This window comes from Segatella intestinalis (assembly GCF_029348455.1).
Taxonomy (GTDB): domain Bacteria; phylum Bacteroidota; class Bacteroidia; order Bacteroidales; family Bacteroidaceae; genus Prevotella.
The window spans coordinates 51245-74096 of sequence record NZ_JARJVV010000002.1; the positions used below are offsets into that span (position 1 = coordinate 51245).

At 46.4% G+C, this 22852-nt stretch carries 13 protein-coding genes, 1 tRNA gene and 1 pseudogene; 13 read left to right on the plus strand and 2 right to left on the minus strand.

Annotated features, from left to right (window positions below; all coding sequences use genetic code 11):
- Together P3T48_RS01365 and P3T48_RS01370 are read left to right on the plus strand one after the other, a co-directional pair.
- Positions 1-1509, plus strand: coding sequence for a RagB/SusD family nutrient uptake outer membrane protein (locus tag P3T48_RS01365; RefSeq protein WP_276505335.1), 1509 nt, complete (start codon positions 1-3; stop codon positions 1507-1509).
- Between the two features lie 30 nt (positions 1510-1539).
- The gene (locus tag P3T48_RS01370; RefSeq protein WP_443217152.1) at positions 1540-2670 is read left to right on the plus strand and encodes a metallophosphoesterase; all 1131 of its coding nucleotides are present in this window, start codon (positions 1540-1542) and stop codon (positions 2668-2670) included.
- Positions 2671-2886: 216 nt separating this feature from the next.
- Here P3T48_RS01370 and P3T48_RS01375 read toward each other — a convergent pair.
- Positions 2887-2960 (minus strand) — tRNA-Asn (locus tag P3T48_RS01375).
- A 229-nt stretch (positions 2961-3189) separates the two neighbouring features.
- On the opposite strand from P3T48_RS01375, the gene P3T48_RS01380 reads away from it, so the two are divergent.
- From P3T48_RS01380 to P3T48_RS01415, 8 genes are all read left to right on the plus strand, one after another.
- Positions 3190-4857, plus strand: a complete 1668-nt coding sequence (locus P3T48_RS01380) for a S41 family peptidase (RefSeq protein WP_158462249.1) — start codon at positions 3190-3192, stop codon at positions 4855-4857.
- 133 nt (positions 4858-4990) lie between these two features.
- Positions 4991-5458 carry a ribosome assembly cofactor RimP gene (gene rimP, locus P3T48_RS01385; protein WP_158462248.1) on the plus strand — a complete coding sequence of 156 codons (468 nt, stop codon included), beginning with the start codon at positions 4991-4993 and terminating at the stop codon, positions 5456-5458.
- 3 nt (positions 5459-5461) lie between these two features.
- Positions 5462-6727 carry a transcription termination factor NusA gene (gene nusA / locus P3T48_RS01390; RefSeq protein ID WP_276505336.1) on the plus strand — a complete coding sequence of 422 codons (1266 nt, stop codon included), beginning with the start codon at positions 5462-5464 and terminating at the stop codon, positions 6725-6727.
- Between the two features lie 33 nt (positions 6728-6760).
- The gene (gene infB / locus P3T48_RS01395; RefSeq protein ID WP_276505337.1) at positions 6761-9685 is read left to right on the plus strand and encodes a translation initiation factor IF-2; all 2925 of its coding nucleotides are present in this window, start codon (positions 6761-6763) and stop codon (positions 9683-9685) included.
- A gap of 176 nt (positions 9686-9861) precedes the next feature.
- The gene (sufB, locus tag P3T48_RS01400) at positions 9862-11313 is read left to right on the plus strand and encodes a Fe-S cluster assembly protein SufB (protein ID WP_022253184.1); all 1452 of its coding nucleotides are present in this window, start codon (positions 9862-9864) and stop codon (positions 11311-11313) included.
- A gap of 43 nt (positions 11314-11356) precedes the next feature.
- Positions 11357-12115 carry a Fe-S cluster assembly ATPase SufC gene (gene sufC / locus P3T48_RS01405; protein ID WP_217757062.1) on the plus strand — a complete coding sequence of 253 codons (759 nt, stop codon included), beginning with the start codon at positions 11357-11359 and terminating at the stop codon, positions 12113-12115.
- Positions 12116-12203: 88 nt separating this feature from the next.
- A complete protein-coding gene (sufD, locus tag P3T48_RS01410; protein WP_276505338.1) occupies positions 12204-13547 on the plus strand; it encodes a Fe-S cluster assembly protein SufD in 1344 nt (447 codons plus the stop codon).
- 135 nt (positions 13548-13682) lie between these two features.
- Entirely contained in the window at positions 13683-14897 is a 1215-nt protein-coding gene (locus P3T48_RS01415; protein WP_276505339.1) for an aminotransferase class V-fold PLP-dependent enzyme, read from the plus strand.
- A 126-nt stretch (positions 14898-15023) separates the two neighbouring features.
- Here P3T48_RS01415 and P3T48_RS01420 read toward each other — a convergent pair whose 3' ends face one another.
- The gene (locus P3T48_RS01420; protein WP_276505340.1) at positions 15024-15233 is read right to left on the minus strand and encodes a hypothetical protein; all 210 of its coding nucleotides are present in this window, start codon (positions 15231-15233) and stop codon (positions 15024-15026) included.
- Positions 15234-15370: 137 nt separating this feature from the next.
- On the opposite strand from P3T48_RS01420, the gene P3T48_RS01425 reads away from it, so the two are divergent.
- The 3 genes and pseudogenes from P3T48_RS01425 to P3T48_RS01435 all read left to right on the plus strand — a co-directional run bounded on the left by P3T48_RS01425 (position 15371) and on the right by P3T48_RS01435 (position 22814).
- Positions 15371-17464 (plus strand): hypothetical protein, encoded by a 2094-nt coding sequence (locus P3T48_RS01425; RefSeq protein WP_276505341.1) that lies wholly within the window; start codon positions 15371-15373, stop codon positions 17462-17464.
- Positions 17465-17589: 125 nt separating this feature from the next.
- Positions 17590-20793, plus strand: a pseudogene (locus tag P3T48_RS01430) (SusC/RagA family TonB-linked outer membrane protein).
- Positions 20794-20819: 26 nt separating this feature from the next.
- Complete coding sequence (locus P3T48_RS01435) at positions 20820-22814, plus strand: RagB/SusD family nutrient uptake outer membrane protein (RefSeq protein ID WP_276505342.1); 1995 nt, start codon at positions 20820-20822, stop codon at positions 22812-22814.
- Positions 22815-22852 lie beyond the last annotated feature (38 nt).

Sequence of the window (22852 nt, forward strand, 5' to 3'; positions counted from 1 at the left end):
ATGAACAAGATATATAAATATGTAATGATGGGAATCGTTGCTATAAGCATGTCTTCGTGTGGCAATGACTGGCTCGATCTTGATCCATCAACATCTGTGCCTACTAAGGTTACCTCAAAGTCTGAGGTTGACGCCACTCTGAACGGTATATATAGTACCATGCAGTCTCCTTATGCCTATTCTGGTCGATTGGTGTATTATGGCGATATGACTGGCGACGACATGCAGGCTGTCAGCTCTACCAAGCGTACTGCATCCGCTTACCTTTATGGCTTTACCAAGAGTAATGCGCCTTCTTCTTATTGGGCTTATCCATATAGTATTATTCAGAACTGTAATGTGATTTTGACCAATATTGATAAAATTGAGGTTGCGGATGCCGACAAGCAGACCATGAACGACTATAAGGGTCAGACACTTGCCCTCCGTGGTATGTCGCTTTTCGACTTGACCAAACTTTATGGTTATCCCTATACCTATGACAATGGTGCCTCTCTGGGTGCCAGCATCGTAACAGATGTGGTGGATAAGGACTATATGCCTCAGCGCAGTACGGTGGCTCAATGTTACGAACAGATTATTAATGACTTGGAGGCAAGTATCAATTTGCTTGGCGAGAAGTTCAATAAGGGTAAGATCAACAAGTGGGCTGCCCTGACTCTCCTGAGTCGTGTGTATCTCTATCATGGTGACAACGAGAAGGCTCTTAATGCAGCCAAAGCTGCCATAGAGGGTGCTGAAAGTCATCAATATCAGCTGTGGACCAACGCAGAGTATCCCACAGCATGGTCGAACGATGTGAGTGAAGCTTCTACCAATAAGGGCGAGGTGCTCTTCGAGATAGTCAACCTTACTACCGATTCTCCAGGAAAGGAAAGTTTAGGTTATCTCTATTCTCCCAATGGATATTATGACGGTTGTGTCACAAAATCGTTCTACAATTTCCTCAAGAAAGACAACGATGATGTTCGTCTGAAGATTATCAATGTGGCTACCAAGGCTCAAGGTTATTCTTCATCTGTTTATGGACGTGGATATGTCAACAAGTATCAGCCACAGCAAGGTGAGGGCGTTGAGGATGCCAACATTCCTTTGATTCGTCTCTCTGAAGCCTATCTCAATGCAGCTGAGGCTGCAGCCAAGTTGACAGCAGCAGGCAGCGACCATAATGCTGAGGCTGTACACTATCTTGGTGCTATCGTCAGCAGAGCCAATCCGGCCAAATCGGTCGATGCATCTTCTACGGTTACTGTCGACCAGGTGCTTGATGAGCGTCGCAAGGAGTTGGTGGGTGAAGGACATCGTATGTTCGACCTGCTGAGAAATGGCAAGAAGGTGGTGCGTGTGGAAGAGAGCAACAGCACTTTGAGCAAGACCAAGCATACTTGTGGCAAGGATTTTATGACCATAGGCGAGGGAGAAGACAATTTCTACAAGATAGTACTTCCTCTGCCATTGGCAGAACGCAATGTTAGTCACTTGCAGAATAATCCTGGTTACGGAGAATAATCCTTGAACAGGTAAAAGTAAATAAAGGAAATGAACAAAAGCAATAAGTTTTTATTGGTAATGATGATGGTGATGCTGACGATGTTCAGCATCACCATTTCGGCTAAGGAACATGCCGACGACAAGAAATTGTCGTGCGATGGTCCCTATGTGGTCTATCAGACTGACGGTAGTGTAAGAGTTATCTCGGTAACTGAGAATGGCGAGGTGAAAGATACTGTCTATGCAGTCTTGCCAAAGGATTTTACTCTGCATGTGGCTGACCATGAGGGGAAATACCCTTTCTCTGTACGTCTGCATCCTATAGCTCGTCAGCCATGGAAGCAGAGTCAGGCAAGGAAAACCTTTGTGATGTCCGATCCTCATGGCAGACTCAACTTGGTTGTCAGCTTGCTGAAGGCCAATGGTATTATTGACAGCCAGTTACGCTGGGCTTATGGCGACAATCAGCTGGTGGTTATTGGCGACATCTTCGACCGAGGTTATGATGTGCCTCAGATTTTCTGGCTCTTCTACAAACTTGAGGCCGAGGCTGCCGAGTGTGGCGGTCGTGTTTCTGTGTTGTTGGGCAATCACGAGCCTATGGAGTTGGCTGGCGATATGCGTTACGCCAAGCCTAAATATAAGATGCTTGCCGACACCCTGGGAATTTCTTATCGCCATCTCTTCGGTTCGAATACTGAGCTGGGCAGATGGCTTGCCACACGTAATGCGATGCAGGTGATTGGCCGCAACCTGTTTGTCCATGCAGGAATCAGTAAAGAGTTCTATGATCGTAACTTGAGTATCCCTGTGGTCAACGACACTATCAGCAGTGTGCTCTTTATGAAGAGCAAACAGCGCAAGGCTCATTCTGAGTTCTGTAAGTTCCTTTATGGCAACCGTGGCCCCATTTGGTATCGTGGCTTGGTGCTGAAGACCAAGAAATGGTCGCCTTTGTCAAGCGATTCTCTCAATATGGTGCTTCAGCGTTACGATGTGGACAGAATCTATGTCGGTCATACGATATTCAAGGACATCAAGCGTTTCTATAAGGGAAAAGTCATTGCCGTGAATGTCGACAATCTGGATAACTACAACCATCAGCGTGGCAGGGCTGTCCTGATAGATGAGGATAAGGTATATGTTGTCGGTGACAAGGGAATTAAGCGCAAGCTGTAGATAGTGTTTAGTATAGACTATCGTTATTGTTTTAGCATACTTTCGTTTGTGAGAGATTGGGATGTAAACTCCTGTTTCCACAAACGAAAGTTTTTTCTTTTTAGGGGGAATCGATTCTTATTTGATAAGGCTTCAAGTCAAAGTAGGGCGCAACTTAGAAATGTATAAAAACAATAAAGCCTCGCAAGTTTATGACTTGCAAGGCTTTGCTTGATGCGCTTCAAGATGGGCTTGAACCAACGACCCCCTGATTAACAGTCAGGTGCTCTAACCAACTGAGCTATTGAAGCATTAGAGGTAAATGATTTCTCATTTGCGGTTGCAAAGGTAGTGACTTTTTTTTATTCCACCAAATTTTTTTCAGAAAAAAATGAATTTTCAGTAAAAAAACATCATTTTTTTGTGATTTAGGCTTCTTTTTAGGATATAAATGAGTATTTTTGTAGGCGAAAGGCGTACTTCAACGCATAGTGTAGTTTTTAGAAATAAATAAACGAGATGATAAATAAATTATATGTAATGGTGCTCGCCATGGTGCTCGCCATGCCTGCATGGGCACAAAAGGAGAAAAATCACGACTTTGTGGTAGCTAAGAATATGGATGTCTTTACGTCTATCTATAAGAATTTGGATATGATGTATGTGGATACACTCGATGCTGATGAGGTGATAGGCAACGGCATCAATGCCATGTTGCGAAGCCTTGATCCGTACACGGAGTATTATCCAGAGTCGGAAGTGAAGGAACTCAAGAATATGCTTACGGGCAAGTATGCTGGTATAGGTTCGGTAGTGAGATACAACTATCAGTTGGGTTATACGGTTATCAACGAGCCTTACGAGGGAATGCCAGCCCAGGAGGCAGGACTTAAGAAGGGTGACATCATTCTGAGTATTAACGACTCTACGATGAAGGGCAAGGAGGTGAGCTATGTGAGCGATCGCCTTCGCGGAGAGCCCGGCACGTCGTTTATTCTTAAGGTGAAGCGTCCAAGTACGGGCAAGGTGATGAAGGTGAAGCTCACCCGACGCACCATACAGATGCCATTTCTTCCTTATTATGGGTTGTTGGACGGTGGAATAGGTTATATTAATTTCAACTCCTTTACCGACCAGTGTGCCAAGGATGTGCGCCGTGCTTTTATCGACTTGAAGAAGCAGGGAGCCAAGAAACTTGTCTTCGACTTGCGTAACAATGGCGGAGGCTCTGTAAGCGAGGCGGTGAGCATTGTGAATATGTTCTTGCCCAAGGATAAGGTCGTGCTAACGATGAAGGGTAAGCTGCAGCGTGCCAACAATGAATACAAAACCACGGTGGAGCCTATTGATACGCTGATGCCTATCGTGGTGCTTGTGAGCGGAAATACTGCCAGCGCAGCCGAGATATTGAGTGGAAGCTTGCAGGATTATGATCGTGCTATTATATTAGGTACGCGCACGTATGGAAAGGGACTTGTTCAGGCTACGATGGATTTGCCTTACAATGGACAGATGAAACTTACCACGAGCAAGTATTACATTCCCAGCGGGCGATGTGTGCAGGCTCTCAACTACAAGCATGCCAAGGGTGGATATGTGGAGCATGTGCCCGATTCGCTTACCAAGGTGTTCTATACAGCAGGAGGACGTGAGGTACGTGATGGTGGTGGCGTGAAGCCGGATGTAGAGGTGAAGCCCGACTCGCTGCCCAATATCGCTTACTATCTGGCAGGAGCACGCGACAGTAACGAGCTGATGCTCAACTACGAGGTGGATTATATTGCCAAGCATCCTACGATAGCTCCGGCCAAGGATTTTGCTCTTACCGATGCTGATTACGAGGAGTTTAAGGCTCGTGTACTGAAAGCCGACTTCAAGTATGACAGAGAGACGGAGAAGTATCTGAAAGATCTGATGAAACTGGCCCGTTTTGAAGGTTATTATGATGATGCGAAGCCAGAATTCGATGCCCTTGCCAAGAAACTGAGTCACAATGTGGCCAAGGATCTCGACTATAACAAGCAGTACATCAAGCGCTTGCTCGAAAATGATATTGTGGCAGCCTACTATTATCAGGGTGGAGCTATCAGAAATTCCTTACGTTATGACAAGCAGGTGAAGGAAGCTGTCAGATTACTCAATACACCCGAAGAATATAAAAAACTCCTGAGGCCCAGCGAAAAAGAGGGCGAAAAGGTACACAAATGATTAAAAATGTGCATGTTGTAGAATAAAATATTCAAAAAACTTTGGTCAGAACCAAAAAAAATCGTAATTTTGCAACGTTCAGTGGAATGAGGGGCTCACAAAGAGTTCCTCATTTTATTTTAATAAGAAATATATGATAGATAAAAACGTCGTAAAAAAATTAGTTGACGAATGGCTCCAAGACAAGGAATATTTCTTGGTAAGCATTGAAATCAGTCCTGACGACAAGATTGTCGTTGAAATAGATCATGCCGATGGTGTGTGGATAGAGGACTGTGTGGCCCTGAGCAGATTTATAGAGGACCACTTGAATCGTGATGAGGAGGACTATGAGCTGGAAGTTGGTTCAGCAGGACTTGGACAGCCTTTCAAGGTACCACAGCAGTACGTCAACTTCATCGGTAAGGAGGTGGAGGTGCTCGATGCTGATGGCAAGAAGGTGAAGGGCATTCTGAATTCTGTAGATGGCAACGACTTCAGTGTGAGTGTTGAGGAGAAAGTAAAGGTAGAAGGCAAGAAGCGCCCTGTGAAGCAGGACGTGCTGCATACCTATCAGATGGATAAGGTAAAATATACAAAATACGTAATAAGTTTCAAATAAGCTATGGCAGTAAAGAAAATGCAAGAAGAAACTGCGAGTATGATTGATACATTCCGCGAGTTTAAAGAAACCAAGAATATCGACCGTACTACATTGGTGAGCGTGTTGGAGGAAAGCTTCCGCAATGTGCTTGCCAAGATTTTCGGTAGTGATGAAAACTTCGACGTCATCGTAAACCCAGACAAGGGTGACTTCGAAATCTACCGCAACCGTGTGGTTGTAGCAGATGGCGAGGTGGAGGATGAGAACAAAGAGATCCCATTGGCTGAGGCACGCAAGATCCAGGCTGACTACGAGGTTGGCGAGGATGTGAGCGAGAAGGTTGATTTCAATAAGTTTGGCCGTCGTGCCATCCTGAACCTTCGTCAGACATTGGCATCCAAGATTCTCGAGCTGGAGCATGACTCATTGTACAACAAGTACAAGGACCGTGTGGGTCAGGTTATCTCTGGTGAGGTATATCAGGTATGGAAGCGCGAAGTGCTCATTGTAGACGATGAGAACAATGAGTTGATCCTGCCTAAGTCAGAGCAGATTCCTGCCGACGTATATCGTAAAGGTGAGACCGTGCGTGCCGTCATCCTGAGAGTGGACAACGAGAACAACAATCCAAAGATAATCCTCAGCCGTACAGCTCCCATCTTCTTGCAGCGACTCCTCGAGGCCGAAGTGCCTGAGATTAATGATGGTCTTATTGCCATCCGTCGCATAGCACGTATGCCTGGCGAGCGTGCCAAGATAGCAGTAGAGTCTTTTGATGAGCGCATAGACCCAGTGGGAGCCTGTGTCGGTGTAAAGGGAAGCCGTGTACATGGTATCGTGCGCGAGCTTTGCAACGAGAACCTCGACGTTATCAATTACTCAAGCAACATCAAGCTCTTCATCCAGCGTGCGTTGGCTCCTGCCCAGATTACCTCTGTCAATATCGACGAGGAAAATCACAAGGCAGAGGTGTATTTGCAGCCAGAGGAGGTTAGTTTGGCTATTGGTCGTGGTGGTATGAACATCAAGTTGGCTTCCATGCTCACCGAGTACACCATCGATGTGTTCCGTGAAATCAATGAGGCAGATGCTGATGAGGATATCTATCTGGACGAGTTCTCTGACGAAATTGACCAGTGGGTGATTGATGCCATCAAGGGTATTGGTCTTGATACTGCCAAGCAGGTGCTGAAGGCTCCACACAACATGCTGATTGAGAAGGCAGACCTCGAAGAGGAAACTGTTGACAGTGTCTTGAAAGTATTGCGTGCCGAGTTCGAAAATTAATAAATAAAAAAGAAGGAGATATAAAGTATAAATATGAGCATCAGATTAAACAAAGCACTACGTGAATTGAACATAGGACTTCAGACGGCAGTTGAATTCCTGGAAAAAAGAAACGAATTAGGGGAGGTGAAAGCCGAACTGAACTTCAAGTTGAGCGACGAACAATATAAGGCGCTCAATGATGCCTTCAGTCAGGATAAGGAAGTTCGTAATCAGGCAGAAAAGCTCTTCACTAAGAAGACCAAAGAGAAGAAGCGTGCACCAGAGCCTAAGGACAACCGCGCCGAAAGCATCCTCGAGTCAAGCCGCCAGCAGCAGTTTAAGCCGCTGGGCAAGATTGACCTGGACCAAATCGGCAAGGCAAATGCTGCTCAGTCTGCTGCTCCTAAAAAGACAGAGGCGAAGGAAACAGAGACTGCTGCCGTCAGTCCTGCGCCAGTAAACAATGCTCCTAAGAAGGAGGAAAAGCCTGTTGAGACAGCTCCTGTAGTAGAAAAAACTCAGAAGTCTGATGTAGAGTCTGTTGCCAAGCAGCCAGAAGTTAAGGCGGAAAATAAGTCTGAAAAGGTGGAAGTCAAGCCTGTCAACAAGCCAGAAGCTAAGGAAAGTAAGCCTGAGGTGAAGGAAAGCAAGCCTGAAGCTAAGGAAGAAAAGGCTGCCAGTCAGCCTGTAGCAGCTCAGTCAGCTGCAACCAATACGGTCTTCACACTGAAGAGCGAGCAGAAGTTTGCTGCCAATGAGCCTAAGGTGCTCGGCAAGATAGACCTTTCTACCCTTAATCAGAGCACTCGTCCTAAGAAGAAGACCAAGGAGGAGCGCCGTAAGGAGCGTGAGGACAAGTTTGCCCAGCAGCATAGCGAGCGTAAGAAGCGTGTGCGCATCAATAAGGAGCGCGTAGACATCAATGCCGAGTCTTCGCAGGGCAATAACGGCAAGAACAACAATAACAATGGCGGCAACCAGAACAATAACAACAATGGTGGCGGCAAGAAAAAGAATAAAAACAAGAATAAGAACAATAACAACAAGGGCAATAACCAGCGTCAGATAGAGGTCGATGACGAGGCTGTAGCACGCCAGGTAAAGGAAACCCTTGCCCGTCTTACAAGCAAGAGCCAGAACAAGAAGGGTGCTAAGTACCGTAAGGAAAAGCGCGAGGCTGTGCAGGAGAAACTTCAGGACCAGGTTCGTCAGGAGCAGAAGGAGAGTAAGATACTGAAACTTACAGAGTTCGTGACCGTAAGCGAATTGGCTACGATGATGGATATCAGCGTTACTCAGGTTATCTCTACCTTGATGGGTGTTGGAATCATGGTATCTATCAACCAGCGTCTGGATGCAGAGACCATCAATATGGTGGCTGAGGAGTTCGGCTTCAAGACCGAATATGTCAGCGCTGAGGTTCAGGAAGCTGTCAGCGAGGAAGTGGATGATGAGAACGATTTGGTTCCACGTGCTCCAATCGTAACTGTGATGGGTCACGTAGACCATGGTAAGACTTCTTTGCTCGACTACATCCGCAATACCAATGTGATTGCCGGTGAGGCGGGTGGTATTACCCAGCATATCGGTGCTTACAGTGTGACCCTGAAAAGTGGTCGCAAGGTGACATTCCTTGATACTCCAGGTCACGAGGCGTTCACCGCCATGCGTGCCCGTGGTGCTCAGGCCACCGATATCGCCATCATCATCATCGCAGCCGACGACTCTGTGATGCCTACTACCAAGGAGGCTATCGCCCATGCTCAGGCTGCAGGTGTGCCAATGGTATTTGCTATCAACAAGATTGATAAGCCAGGTGCCAACCCAGACCGTATTCGTGAGGACTTGGCTAACATGAACCTGCTCGTTGAGGAGTGGGGTGGTAAGTACCAGTGTCAGGAAATCAGTGCCAAGAAGGGTATCGGTGTTCACGATTTGCTCGACAAGGTACTCCTCGAGGCTGATATGCTCGACTTGAAGGCTAACCCTAACCGTCGTGCCACAGGTACCATCATCGAGTCTTCTCTCGACAAGGGACGTGGATATGTATCTACCGTATTGGTTGCCAATGGTACCTTGAAGGTTGGTGATATTGTTCTTGCCGGTACTTCTTGGGGTCGTGTGAAGGCGATGTTCAATGAGCGTAATGCCAACATCAAGTCGGCTGCTCCTGCAGAGCCAGCTATCATCCTCGGTTTGAATGGTGCTCCTACTGCCGGTGATCAGTTCCATGTTATCGAGACTGAACAGGAGGCTCGCGAGATAGCCAATAAGCGTGAGCAGTTGCAGCGTGAGCAGGGCTTGCGTACTCAGAAGCGCTTGACTCTTGGTGATATCTCTCACCGTATCGCACGTGGTGAATTCCATGAGTTGAATGTCATTGTGAAGGGTGATACCGACGGTTCTGTTGAGGCTTTGAGCGACTCATTCATCAAACTTTCTACCGAGAAGGTTCAGGTGAACGTTGTCAACAAGGCTGTGGGTCAGATTTCTGAGAACGACGTCATGCTGGCTTCTGCTTCAGATGCTGTCATCGTTGGTTTCCAGGTTCGTCCTTCTGCTGATGCACGCAAGGCTGCCGACCGTGAGGGTGTGGAAATCAACACTTACTCCATCATCTATGATGCTATCGACGATATCAAGAGCGCGATGGTTGGTATGCTCGACAAGGTGAAGAAGGAAATCGTTACCGGTCAGGTTGAGGTTAAGCAGACCTTCAAGATTTCTAAGGTGGGTACTATTGCTGGTGGTCTCGTTACCGAGGGTAAGGTACATGCCAAGGATAAAGCCCGTGTTATCCGTGACGGTATCGTGATTCGTACAGCAGATATCGGAGCCTTGAAGCGTTATAAGGATGATGTGAAGGAGGTGGTTACCGGTATGGAGTGCGGTTTGAGCCTTGTCAACTACAACGATATTCAGGAAGGTGACGTGATCGAGACCTTCACAGAGATCGAGGTAGAACAGAAGCTTTAATCAGGTGAAGAGTGAATGAGGAGCGAAGAATTGGAAATGAGGAGTAAGAAACGTAGTTTCGGTCAAATCACCTTTCCTTTCGCTCTATCATATATATAATATAAAAGGTAGGGATGAGCCTCAAGAGGTTTATCCCTATTTATGGTTAAAATAACGAAAGGTTATTCTGAATAACAATGGCAGAGAAAGAGAAAGAACAAAATCAGGTTGTCAAGGACGTGATAGACCAGAAATATGAGTATGGCTTTACCACCGACGTGCATACTGAAATCATAGAGAAAGGACTCAACGAGGATGTTGTGCGCCTTATCTCTCAGAAGAAAGGAGAGCCCGAATGGATGCTCGAATTTCGTCTGAAAGCCTACCATTACTGGAAGACACTTAGGGAACCAAAGTGGGGACATGTACATGTGCCACCTGTCAACTATCAGGAGATATCTTACTATGCCGACCCATTGGCTAAGAAGCCTAAGAACAAGGAGATAGACCCTGAGTTGGAGAAGACATTCGACAAGCTTGGCATTCCTCTGGAGGAGCGCTTGGCTCTGAGTGGAACCGCAGTAGACGCCATCATGGACTCCGTGTCGGTGAAGACAACATTCAAGGAGAAGCTTCGAGAGAAGGGCGTTATTTTCTGCAGTATTGGTGAGGCCATCAAGGAACATCCCGATTTGGTGAAAGAGTATTTGGGAACAGTAGTGCCATATCGAGACAACTTCTATGCAGCCTTGAACAGCTGTGTGTTCAGTGACGGTTCCTTTGTCTATATTCCAAAGGGTGTTCGCTGTCCTATGGAGTTGAGCAGCTATTTCCGCATTAATGCCCGCAATACAGGTCAGTTTGAGCGTACATTGATTATTGCCGACGACGATGCCTACGTTTCTTACTTAGAGGGATGTACAGCACCTATGCGTGATGAGAACCAGCTCCATGCAGCTATTGTCGAGATTATCGTTAAGGACAATGCCGAGGTGAAGTATTCTACCGTTCAGAACTGGTATCCTGGTGATGAACATGGAAAGGGTGGAGTCTTGAATCTCGTGACCAAGCGAGGCGACTTGCGTGGTGTCAACTCAAAGTTGAGTTGGACTCAGGTAGAGACGGGCTCCGCCATTACCTGGAAGTATCCTTCCTGTGTCCTGCGTGGCGACAACTCTGTTGCTGAGTTTTACAGTGTGGCTGTTACCAACAATTATCAGGAGGCCGATACAGGTACCAAGATGATTCATATGGGTAAGAATACCAAGAGTACCATTATATCGAAAGGTATCTCGGCAGGACATAGCCAGAACTCTTATCGTGGTCTGGTACGTGCCACAGCTAATGCCGACAATGCCCGTAACTACAGTTCTTGCGACTCATTGTTGTTGGGCAGTGATTGTGGAGCACATACTTTCCCATATATGGATGCGCAAAACGATACCGCTGTGTTCGAGCATGAGGCAACCACCTCGAAGATTTCGGAAGACCAGCTCTTCTATTGCAATCAGCGCGGCATTCCAACTGAGGAGGCAGTCGGCCTGATCGTAAATGGTTATGCCAAGGATGTGCTCAACAAGTTGCCTATGGAGTTTGCCGTTGAGGCACAGAAACTCCTGAGTGTTTCACTCGAAGGAACCGTAGGATAATCATCATAATTCTCGATGAAATCAATAAAAATTGACTAAAATTATGTTAGAGGTAAAGAATCTGCATGCAACTATTGCAGGCAAAGAAATATTGAAAGGTATCAACCTGACTATTAATGACGGCGAGATACATGCGATTATGGGACCTAACGGTTCTGGTAAGTCAACCTTGAGTGCTGTGCTCACAGGCAACCCTCTTTATACAGTAACTGAGGGTGAGGCTATCTTCAACGGCAAGAACCTGCTGGATATGAAGCCAGAGGACCGTGCCCGCGAAGGTTTGTTCCTTTCTTTCCAATATCCAGTAGAGATTCCTGGCGTATCTATGACCAACTTCATGCGTGCTGCCATCAATGCCAAGCGCGAGTATCAGGGTTTGGAGCCTTTGAATACAAGTGAGTTTATGAAACTGATGCGCGAGAAGCGTGAGTTGGTAGAACTTGACAGCAAGTTGGCTCGCCGTTCTGTAAACGAAGGTTTCTCTGGTGGAGAGAAGAAGCGCAATGAGATTTTCCAGATGGCAATGTTGGAGCCAAAGCTCTCTATCCTTGATGAGACAGACTCTGGTCTCGATGTAGATGCGATGCGTATTGTGGCTGATGGCGTGAACAAGATGCATACCGACAAGACTTCTGCCATCGTCATCACTCACTACGAGCGTCTGCTCGATATGATTAAGCCAAGTGTGGTTCACGTACTCTATAAAGGTAGAATCGTGAAGACTGCCGGTCCTGAACTTGCCAAGGAGATTGAGGCTCGTGGCTACGACTGGATCAAGGCTGAGGTAGATGAAAAAGAATAAATGATAATGTCTCAATCATAACAGGCTTTGCCATGAAAGGCAAGCCTCTGTTTATTCATTGTTGTTTATTAATTATAAATTGAATATTATGCATTCAGAAAAACAATATTTAGACTTGTATCAGTCTTCGTCGAGAATGATCAAGAAGAACAGTGCCGAGGTGCTCAATGCTGTGCGCGATGCAGCTTTTGAGGACTTCCGTCGTCTGGGCTTTCCTTCTCGCAAGGTGGAGAGATACAAGTACACAGATATGAGTGCCATCTTCGAGCCCGACTATGGCTTGAACCTGAATCGACTGGAGATTCCTGTAGACCCTTATCAGGCTTTCCGTTGTGATGTGCCCAATCTCAGTACTTCGCTATACTTCGTGGTTAATGATGCTTTCTATAACAAAGCTCTTCCAAAGGTAGAACTTCCAGAGGGCGTTATCGTGGATTCTTTGAGCAAGATTGCTGCAGAAAACCCTGAATTCATCGGGAAATACTATGCTAAGATTGCCAAAACAGACGAGGATGGCATTACTGCCCTGAATACAGTCTTGGCTCAGGATGGCTTGTTCATCTATGTGCCCAAGAATGTAAAGGTGGAGCGTACTGTGCAGGTCATCAATATTCTTCGCTCGGATGTCGACCTGATGGTGAATCGTCGTGTTCTCATCGTCTTGGAGCAGGGTGCTGAGGCAAAGTTCCTTTTCTGCGACCATGCAGCTGACGACAAGAATTTCCTTGCCACACAGGTTATTGAGGCTTTTGTAGGCGAGAATGCGAGTCTTGATCTTTATTGTCTTGAGGAGACTCATTACAAGAACCGTCGTGTCAGCAATGTTTATATAGAGCAGCAGGCCAACAGCCGTGTGAACCATAATGTGATAACCCTTCATAATGGTATCACCCGCAACCGTCTCGACTTGGTGTTCAAGGGCGAGGGAGCAGAATGTTTCTGCAATGGTTGTGTCATTGCCGATAAGAATCAGGTGGTGGATAACAATACACTCATTGATCATCAGGTGGGACATTGTACCAGCAATGAACTTTATAAATATGTGCTTGATGGTGAGGCCCGAGGAGCCTTTGCTGGTCGTGTGTTGGTACGTCATGGTGCCCAGAAGACAATATCTCAGGAAACTAATCAGAATCTTTGTGCCACCAAGACTGCCCGTATGTTCACCCAGCCTATGTTGGAGATATATGCCGATGATGTGAAGTGTGCACACGGTAGTACTGTTGGTCAGCTCAACGATGCTGCCTTGTTCTATATGCAGCAGCGCGGTGTAAGCCGTGAGGAGGCTAAGTTGCTCCTTCAGTTTGCATTTATCAACGAAGTCATCGACAAGATGGAGCTGGAGCCATTGCGCGACCGTCTGCATCATCTCGTAGAGAAGCGATTCCGTGGTGAACTCAATAAGTGCGAGGGATGCAAGCTTTGCAAGTAGATAATTATGTAGTTAAAGGAGTTAAGAAGTTAAAGGAGTTAAGACAATTGTTATATTGTTTGAGATTCCTTTTGAAAACAGATTTACCGATGTCTTAACTTCTTTAACTCCTTAACTTCTTAACTCCTTAAAAATATGTATGATATTAACAAAGTAAGAGCCGATTTCCCGATACTTTCGAGAACGGTGTACGACAAGCCTTTGGTTTATCTCGATAATGCTGCTACTACACAGAAGCCTTTATGTGTGCTTGATGCTATGCGTGACGAATATCTTAACGTCAATGCCAATGTGCATAGAGGTGTGCATTACCTTTCTCAGCAGGCTACAGATCTTCATGAGGCTGCCCGCGAGACAGTACGCAAGTTTATCAATGCTCCCAAAGTAGAGGAAATCATCTTTACCCGTGGTACTACCGAGAGTCTGAATCTCGTTGTCTCCTCTTTCTGTGATGAGTTTATGAGCGAGGGCGACGAGGTCATCATCTCTACTATGGAGCACCATTCCAATATTGTGCCTTGGCAGTTGCAGGCAGCCAAGAAAGGCATTGCCATCCGTGTTATCCCTATTAACGAAAAAGGAGAGATAAACATCGATGAATTCGCCAGTTTGTTCAACGAACGTACCAAGATTGTCAGTATTACCCAGGTAAGCAATGTGCTCGGTACGGTGAATCCTGTGAAAGAGATGATCAAGATAGCTCATGAGCATGATGTGCCCGTGATGGTGGATGGAGCTCAGAGCACACCTCATTTCAAGGTCGATGTACAGGATTTGGATTGCGAGTTCTTTGCTTTCAGTGGTCATAAGATATATGGACCTACAGGTATCGGCGTGCTCTACGGCAAGGAAGAATGGCTTGACCGTATGCCTCCTTACCAGGGAGGTGGCGAGATGATAGAGAGTGTGAGCTTCGAAAAGACCACATTCGAGAAGTTGCCCTTCAAGTTTGAGGCAGGAACTCCCGATTATGTGGCTACTCATGGTTTGGCCAAAGCCATCGATTATGTGTCGGCTCTTGGTATGGACAATATTGCCCAGCACGAGAAAGAACTTACACGCTACTGTATGGAACAGATGCGAACCATCGATGGAATCAGACTTTTTGGAGAGCAAGAAGGCAAGGATGCTGTGGTAAGTTTCCTTGTAGACGATATTCATCACATGGATATGGGCACACTTCTCGACCGTCTTGGCATTGCAGTTCGTACAGGTCATCATTGTGCTCAGCCTCTGATGGACCGTTATGGCATCTTAGGAACCGTTCGAGCCAGCTTTGCGCTCTATAATACCAAGGAAGAGGTTGACGCCTTGGTAGCAGGAGTGAAGCGTGTGGCACAGATGTTTTAGTACAGAATCTCAAAACGCTTTTGATCTGTACGGTTGGCACGCCCTGAAAGGGCAGAAGCTCTTAGCCCAGGGCAGCGCCCTGGGTTGTTTTGGACGCAAATCTGTCGCCCTGTAAGGGCAAAAGCTTTAAAATACCGGACAATATACAAAGCTTTTGCCCTTACAGGGCGCCTTGCTGATTGCTATTATACCCAGGGCGTTGCCCTGGGCTAAGAGCTGCTGCCCCTTCAGGGCGTGCTGCTTCTGGAACTTTTGGGCCATCAGCCCGTACTTAAACCACTTGCGAAACTTGAATACCTTATTATATATACTGATACAGAAAGCATGACTGTTCATTTAATAAACAGAACTTTATTCTTCAAAGAATATAAAAATACATCTGATAGAATAGAAATATATGATAGTGTACAATTTTGTATAGCTATAATATGTGAAAAGCACTAATTTTGCCATCGAAAAATAGCTAAAAACAAATGAAAAAATTAATCTTAAGTATTTGCCTGTTGTTTGCATTGAGCTCTATGGCTCAGCAACCCATCGACAGAAAGAAGGTGGTAGAGCGTAACAATCCACATGTTACAACAATGGATTCGCTCAACTCGCTCTCTGTAGGTAATGGTGGTTTTGCCATGACAGTAGATGGTACAGGTCTTCAGTCTTTCCCTAAGTCCTATTCTCACGGTGTTCCATTGGGAACCATGAGCGACTGGGGCTGGCATTCTTTTGCCAATCCTGAGAATTATCAACCAGAGGAAAGCTGGCGTTATTATGATTTTGGAAGAGGCCGTAAGGAACCTTATGCCACACAGGTAAAGGACAACAAACGAGCCAAGGCTGCTGGCGACTGGTATCGCGTAAACCCTCATCGTCTGCATTTGGGTACATTGGGATTGTCTCTGGGTGCAGATCCTAAGCAGATCAAGCAGATAGACCAGACACTGAATATGTGGGAAGGTATGATCAAGAGCAGTTTTATATATAAAGGTAAGGCATACCAAGTGGAAACAACCTGCGACCCTGTTCTCGATATGATAGCTACCCATATTCAGTCTAAGGGAACCATCGCTGTGGATGTACGCTTCGCTTATCCTACTGGTGGACATTGCGATGATGCCTGCGACTGGACTAAAGATAAGTCGCATTCCACGACACTTGTTGCTCAAACATCCAACTCTGCAGTTTTAAAGAGAATAATCGATGAAACCGTATATTTTGTGATGTTAAGATGGCAAGGCGCTGCTAAATTAAAGCAGAAAGGCAAGAACTTCTATCAGTTGCAAGCCAAGTCTTCTGACCTGAAACTTACCTGCGAATATGCTGAGCAGACATCCACAGCTAACAAGACCTTTGCCGAAGTAGCTGACGCTGCCAAGGCATACTGGATGGGTTATTGGAAAAAAGGTGGTATGGCAGACTTCTCCAACTGCAAGGATCCCCGTGCCAAGGAGATGGAGCGTCGTGTAGTATTGAGCCAGTATCTGCTCGCCATTCAGGATGCAGGCGATACACCTCCACAGGAGACAGGACTCACCTATAATTCATGGTTTGGCAAATTTCATTTGGAGATGATTCTCTGGCATCAGGCACAGTTTGCCTTGTGGGGACACCCTGAGATGTTGGAACGTTCACTTTCCTGGTACATCAAGGCAGAAGCCAATGCCCGCAAGATAGCCGAGCGACAGGGCTTCAAGGGAGTGCGCTGGATGAAGATGACCGATCCTTGGGTAGGCGAGGCACCTTCAGGAGTGGGAAGTTTCCTGATCTGGCAACAGCCTCACCTTATTTATTTGGCAGAGTTGCTCTATCGTGCCAACCCAACACCTGCACTCTTGCAGAAATATGCACGCTTGGTCGATGAAACCGCCGAGTTTATGGGCGACTTTGCTGATTATGACAAGCAGAACGACCGCTATATCCTTCGTGGTTGTATAGCAGCTCAGGAAACTCTGCCAGCAGCAACAACCATCAATCCTCCTTTCGAGTTGAGTCAGTGGTGTTGTGCCCTTCAGATTGCACAGACCTGGCGTGAGCGATTGGGCAAGGAGCGAAATGCACATTGGGATGATGTCATTCAGAAGATATCTCCATTGGCATCCAAGGACAGTCTGTATCTCGCAGCAGAGACCGAGCCTGATACTTATAAGAATGAAAAGATGTACAGCGATCACCCAGCAGTGATGGGAGCGATAGGTCTGTTCCCATATAACAGCCATCAAATCGACTTTGCCAAGATGAAGAAGACAGAACAGTGGATTTGGAAGAACTGGAAGTGGGAGACATCCTGGGGATGGGATTATCCGATGATGGCTATGGGAGCCGCCCGCATGGGAGAGCCCGAGAATGCGGTAGGAGCCTTGCTGATGAAACAGCAGAAGAATACCTATTTGGTAAGTGGTCATAACTATCAAGATGGTCGTCTTCGCATCTATCTTCCTGGCAATGGAGGTTACCTGATGGCTGTAGCTATGATGTGTGCAGGCTGGGACGGAAGTGTTCATCCCAATCCTGGTTTCCCACAAGATGGCAACTGGGATGTGAAATGGGAAGGTCTGAAACCCCTCTTTTAGTCTGGTAGGAGAAAAAGCCACACTGCTAAATACGTTCGTAAATACAACAATAAACTAATATAAACTTAAAAAATCATTTTATGCAAAACAAATCACTTATGTTCCAAGTATGCATGGTATTGTTCATGCTACTGGTGGTTCCTGTGAAAGGCCTCGCTCAAGGGGTGACTATTTCAGGACAAGTGACGGATGACATGGATGTAGTTATCGGTGCGACGGTAAAGGTTGTGCCAGGTAATACAGGCACCGTTACCGACGTGGATGGTAACTTTAAGCTGACAGTTCCTTCATCTGCCAAGTCTTTGGTTATTTCTTATGTAGGTTATAAGACAAAGACAGTAGACATCAAGGGCCGTACACAGATTAATGTACAGCTCGAGCCCGAGGCTCAGATGCTCGACGAGGTTGTTTCTATTGGTTATGCTAAGGTAAAGAAAAGAGACCTGACTGCCGCTACAGCTTCAGTCAGCGGTAAGGATCTTGCCAATATACCTGCTACTTCTGCCGCTCAGGCTTTGACAGGTAAGGCTGCCGGTGTGAACATCATTACCCAGAGTGGTGCGCCAGGTGCCGATATCAACATTACTGTACGTGGTGGTACGTCTATCACACAGAGTACCAAGCCTCTTTATATCGTGGATGGTTTCCAGATGGAAGATGGTTAGAGAAATGTGGATATCAACGATATCGAGACCATCGACGTGATGAAGGATGCTTCTGCTACAGCTATTTATGGTGCTGCTGGTGCCAATGGTGTAATCCTTATTACTACCAAGAGCGGTAAGGCAGGTAAGACCGAGGTTTCTTACAATGGTTATGTTAGTTTCCAGCGTCTTGGCAAGAAGCTCGATCTTCTTGGCGTGGAGGATTATGTGAAGTATCAGTATGAGTTCCAAACTCTTCGTGGCAACGAGGATGCTTTCGCAAGCCTTTTTGGTGGCAGCGTAAGTGATGCCGACTTCTATACAGGCGCTTATGACCGTATAGCAAGCGAATATGGCAACCGTGCCGGTATCGACTGGCAGGACGAGGTGTTCGGATCTACTGGTGTGGCTCAGACACATAATATCAATATCTCTGGTGGTAGCGAGAAGACAAAGTATATGCTCAGCTACAACTATACTGGCGAGGATGGTATCATGGCAAAGCATGGTTACTATAAGAACAGTGTCCGCGCCAAGATCAATCACGAACTTTGGAAGGGCGTACGCTTCGACTTCTCTTCTGCTTTGCAGATGACTAAGCTCGAAGGTGGTGGCTCTCTTGGTGGTACATTGAAGCAGACGATTCTTCAGCCTGTTACAGGTGGTATTCGTTTTACCAACGAGCAGATGCTTGGCGAAGACCTCACAGATGCTTTCGATGCCATCCCTGGTAGTAACAACTACGACTCAAACAACCCTATTCTTACCAATAACGCTATCACAAACGAGAAGTTTACTCGTCTTGCTACAGTGAATGCTGGTATTGAGTTCGACATTATCAAGAATCTGACATGGCGTACAGCTGGTAGCTATCAGTGGAAGCAGACTCGTACCGACTATTGGGACGATGGTTCTACCAAGACTGCAGCAGCCAACAAGAGCCCTTATGGTTATGGCAAGCGCAACAATGCAGAGGCTTACCAGTGGCAGATTACCAATACATTGAACTATTCGTTCGACCTCAACAAGGATCATCACTTCTCTGCATTGCTCGGTCAGGAGACTACTTATTGGGAGACCATGAAGCTCGAAAACGAGTATCGTGAGTTTTCTGATGGAAACTTCGGTTTGAATGATGTCAGCATGGGTATTCCTGCTGTATGGAAATCAGGTAAGAGCCGTCGTGGTCGTGTGTCTTGGTTTACCCGTGTATCTTACAACTATCTGGACCGTTATCTCGTGAATGCCACACTTCGTGGTGACGGCTCTTCTAAGTTTGCCAAGGGCAACCAGTGGGGTTACTTCCCATCTGCATCTGCTGCATGGCGTATTTCAGAGGAACCATTCATGGAAGGTTTGAAGGATATCTTCGACAACTTGAAGCTCCGTGTAGGTTATGGTACGGCCGGTAACGATAATATCGACGACAATATGTATGCTACTTCTTATGGTTCTGGCCATTATGGCATTGGCGGTAAGGATTATATCACTTATGTACCAGGTAAGACTCTTGGAAATAAGGACCTCAAGTGGGAGAAGACAGAGACTGTCAACGTAGGTCTTGACGTTTCGGTATTTGGCAGCCGCCTCAATGTAGGTATCGACTGGTACAACAATACCTCTAAGAACCTGCTTATCAAGAACCAGATTCCTTCTTCTACAGGTTATACAACACAGTATCAGAATGTAGGTTCTATCCGTAACCGTGGTGTGGAAATTGTTATCAACGCAACACCTGTTCGTACCAAGGACTTCACATGGTCAACAGACTTCAATGTGGCTTTCAACCGCTCTAAGGTGCTCGATATCTATGGTGGTAGCAGTGAGTCAGACTACTTTATCCAGGATTACGAGTCTCGTATGGGCTTCAAGATCGAGAAGGGCAAACCTCTTGGACAGTTCTATGGTTTGGTATATGATGGTCTTTACACCACAGCCGACTTTATCCAGAACGAGGATGGAACTTACAAGTTGAAGGATGGAATTGCCAGCCTGAAAGGTTTCGACCGCAAGGCTGTGAAACCAGGTGATGTGAAGTATAAGACATTTGCAGGTGAAACAGATAAGGATGGTAACCCTGTATGGAGTGTTAACGACCGTACCGTTATTGGTAATGCAGCTCCTGACTTTACAGGAGGTTGGAACAATACCTTTACCTATAAGGGCTTTGACCTGACCGTCTTCATGAACTTCTCGGTAGGCAACGATGTGTTCAACATGAGTACTCAGCGTTTTGTTGGTCCTTACTTGGCCAACCAGAACACCATCTCAGACATGGCTAACCGATACACCCTCATCGACCCACTCACAGGTAAGGAGTCTACCAACCTTGCTCGTTTGGCAGAGTTGAACCCAGGTGAGGACAATGGCAGCCGTATGTGGAATATTTCTTCCAATAACAAGTATGCCATTTCCGATCATAGCAGCTATTATATCGAGAATGGTTCATTCCTTCGTCTGAACACCATCACTTTGGGTTATACATTCCCTAAGGCATGGTTGAAGAAAATCTACTTGCAGAAGGCTCGTGTCTATGCAACCATGAATAATATCTGCACTATCACAGGTTATTCAGGCTATGATCCAGAGGTTTCTGCTTCAGGAAGCGCCCTGACTCCTGGTGTGGACAATTCTTCTTACCCACGTGCTAAGAGCTGGGTAGTAGGTGTAAACTTAACATTCTAATCAATTCATTCTAACAAGAGTAATATATGAATAAGATATTAAATATATTAGGTGTTACGGCCATAGCTTTGACCATGACATCTTGCCAGGACTGGTTGGATATGCCATCTGAGTCATCTGCCGACAGTGGTTCTGTCTTTGAGACAGTATCCCGTGCAGAACTTGCCACAGTGGGTGCTTATGCCAGTCTCCATACTCAGGAGCTGGGCTATCAGCTGCTTGAGGGTACAGACGAGTGTGCCTCAACAGAGAGCAACTCTAAGTATGACGTTTCCAACTACAACTTCACCAACGTCACAGGTATGCTCAGCAATACATATACTTCTATGTATGCAGCCATCGAGTATGCCAACGTTTGTATTCAGAAGTTGCCCGGTATGAGCGTTTCTGAGAGCGAGAAGGGTAAGGTGAATGCGCTTCTTGGTGAGGCGTTGGCCATCCGTGCCTATGCTTACTGGAATCTGATTCGCTTCTATGGCGACGTTCCTTTCACAACAGTTCCAACATCTGAGTTGACAACCTTCACTTCTTCACGTACCGACCGTGATGTGATCTACGATCAGTGCATTGCCGATTTGCAGAAGGCTGTAGAGCTCCTGCCATGGCAGGGTGAGGCCAATGCTCCTTCTACACCTGAGCGTTTCTGCAAGAACTCAGCTTATGGCATCTTGGCCCGTGTGGCTCTCTATGCTGCTGGCTACTCTCTGCGTTGGGACCTCAACACCTACGATGCTTCTACCTTGCACATCGCACGCCGTGACGATGCTGCACGTGTGAAGGAACTTTATCAGATTGCTGCTGATGCCTGCAAGGCTGTTATCGAGAAGCGTCAGAATGGCTTGCTCGACAACTATGACCAGTTGTTCAGAGATTTGGGCAACCAGACTTACAACAAGGAAACCATGTTGGAGTATGGTTGGTATGGCGAGAATGCTACCGATGTAAGAACAGGTTATGTCAATGGTATCCCAACTTCAGGAAACGACAACTCTGAAGGCGGTATGGGTAAGGGTGGCTCACAGATGATGGCTTATCCTACTCTCTTCTTCGACTATGACAAGGATGACCAGCGTCGCGATGTGTCTGTCTGCAACTACGGCATCGTGCTTAGTGCCAAGGGCAATAAGTATCAGATGAATACTTACAACGGTATGGGTGTGGGCAAGTACCGCATCAACTGGAAGAAAGAGATGGGCGCAACCAACAGTAAGCGTAACATCAATTTCCCATTGCTTCGCTATGCCGACGTATTGTTGATGTATGCTGAAGCTCTGAACGAGGTGAACAATGGTCCTACTCAGGAGGCCATCAATGCAGTGAAGGAAGTACGCAAGCGTGCCTTCCGTGGCAATGAGGCCAAGGCTGCTGCAGGTATTCCTACCAACCATGACGACTTCCTCACCTTCATCCAGAAGGAGCGTAAGCTCGAGCTTTCCAACGAGGGTCTGCGTCGTACCGACCTTACTCGCTGGGGTAAGCAGTATGAGATGCTGATGGCAGAGAAGCAGCGCTTGGTAAACTTGGCAAAGCGTGATGGTGAATTTGCCAACGTACCAGTTTATCGTGCTTACTATCTCTCTACCACACCTAAGTTTGAGGATCCTACCATCGCATTGAGCTATATCGACCTTTCACAGGCTGATGTTGAGGCTTTGGGTCTTTCTGCCGACCAGATCAAGACTCTGAAGATTTTGAACTCAAGTAGCAAGGGTTCACTTAAGGATGTGAAGCTCTATGAAAAGGATGGCAAGCTTTATAGTGCTGTTAACAAGCCCGAAGGTGCTGTAGAGCATTCTTACACCATCCTTAATATGTTCAGTATCGTTTCTATTAAGCAGAAGGGTAACCTGTGTGTAGAGGACGTAACTGGAGTGTCAAGCAACAATGCCTGGATTACAGGTAATTCTGGTGTATTCTATGGCTTGCAAAAGAACATGACAGAGCTGATGCCGTTCAATACCACTAAGATTCTTGATGTAAACGCAGGTCTTGAAGGTCAGCAGCATCCAGCTTACAAGTAAAGATTGTTTTTAGTACAGTACATACATTTCGGTAAATA

Coding starts and splice junctions, on each gene's coding strand:
- P3T48_RS01365 (WP_276505335.1), top strand. CDS start 1: ATGAACAAGATATATAAATATGTAATGATGGGAATCGTTGCTATAAGC.
- P3T48_RS01370 (WP_443217152.1), top strand. CDS start 1,540: ATGAACAAAAGCAATAAGTTTTTATTGGTAATGATGATGGTGATGCTG.
- P3T48_RS01380 (WP_158462249.1), top strand. CDS start 3,190: ATGGTGCTCGCCATGGTGCTCGCCATGCCTGCATGGGCACAAAAGGAG.
- rimP (WP_158462248.1), top strand. CDS start 4,991: ATGATAGATAAAAACGTCGTAAAAAAATTAGTTGACGAATGGCTCCAA.
- nusA (WP_276505336.1), top strand. CDS start 5,462: ATGGCAGTAAAGAAAATGCAAGAAGAAACTGCGAGTATGATTGATACA.
- infB (WP_276505337.1), top strand. CDS start 6,761: ATGAGCATCAGATTAAACAAAGCACTACGTGAATTGAACATAGGACTT.
- sufB (WP_022253184.1), top strand. CDS start 9,862: ATGGCAGAGAAAGAGAAAGAACAAAATCAGGTTGTCAAGGACGTGATA.
- sufC (WP_217757062.1), top strand. CDS start 11,357: ATGTTAGAGGTAAAGAATCTGCATGCAACTATTGCAGGCAAAGAAATA.
- sufD (WP_276505338.1), top strand. CDS start 12,204: ATGCATTCAGAAAAACAATATTTAGACTTGTATCAGTCTTCGTCGAGA.
- P3T48_RS01415 (WP_276505339.1), top strand. CDS start 13,683: ATGTATGATATTAACAAAGTAAGAGCCGATTTCCCGATACTTTCGAGA.
- P3T48_RS01420 (WP_276505340.1), bottom strand. CDS start 15,233: ATGAACAGTCATGCTTTCTGTATCAGTATATATAATAAGGTATTCAAG.
- P3T48_RS01425 (WP_276505341.1), top strand. CDS start 15,371: ATGAAAAAATTAATCTTAAGTATTTGCCTGTTGTTTGCATTGAGCTCT.
- P3T48_RS01435 (WP_276505342.1), top strand. CDS start 20,820: ATGAATAAGATATTAAATATATTAGGTGTTACGGCCATAGCTTTGACC.